At 47.3% G+C, this 702-nt stretch carries 2 tRNA genes and 2 rRNA genes; all 4 read right to left on the bottom strand.

What is annotated here, in order from left to right:
• Positions 1-118: ribosomal RNA gene (locus D2K40_RS16270) — 23S ribosomal RNA — on the bottom strand; the annotation flags it as partial.
• Between the two features lie 225 nt (positions 119-343).
• Positions 344-419 (bottom strand) — tRNA-Ala (locus D2K40_RS16265).
• Between the two features lie 14 nt (positions 420-433).
• Positions 434-510 (bottom strand) — tRNA-Ile (locus tag D2K40_RS16260).
• Between the two features lie 98 nt (positions 511-608).
• Positions 609-702 (bottom strand): 16S ribosomal RNA (locus D2K40_RS16255); the annotation flags it as partial.

Genomic DNA, 702 nt, shown 5'->3' with positions numbered 1-702 from the left:
TTCGGAAATTCCCGGATCAATGCCTACGTACGGCTCCCCGAGACATATCGGTGTTTGTCCCGTCCTTCTTCGGCTCCTAGTGCCAAGGCATCCACCGTGCGCCCTTTCTTACTTAACTATATTTACACATTCCAGTTTCCGTTCCTAGTAGCTAGCTCACTAATCATTCTGTTCCCCGTTTCCAAAGTGCAGGAAACTGTACACAGCCTGATTTATTCGTACGCTACTAACCAGTCACGTTAACCTTCATTAGTTAAAAAGACGTTTGGTTCTTGTTGCTTTTGATATGATGTCTTGTCATATTATTCTTATCTAGTTTTCAAGGTACATAATAAATAATGAATGGTGGAGCCTAGCGGGATCGAACCGCTGACCTCCTGCGTGCAAAGCAGGCGCTCTCCCAGCTGAGCTAAGGCCCCGTTTAAATGTTGGATGGTGGGCCTGAGTGGACTCGAACCACCGACCTCACGCTTATCAGGCGTGCGCTCTAACCAGCTGAGCTACAGGCCCATCCTATGAGTTATAGAGGGAAATTGATCTCTCAAAACTGAACCAAACAACACAGTATGTTTTGACAGTTCCGAAGAACTGTTTCCTATTATCCTTAGAAAGGAGGTGATCCAGCCGCACCTTCCGATACGGCTACCTTGTTACGACTTCACCCCAATCATTGGCCCCACCTTCGGCGGCTGGTTCCTAAAA

Origin of the sequence: Paraliobacillus quinghaiensis (assembly GCF_003426025.1) — a bacterium.
GTDB classification, from domain to species: domain Bacteria; phylum Bacillota; class Bacilli; order Bacillales; family Amphibacillaceae; genus Paraliobacillus_A; species Paraliobacillus_A quinghaiensis.
The sequence above is the reverse complement of the archived record's forward strand: the minus strand, read 5'-3'. Positions and strand labels throughout refer to the sequence as shown.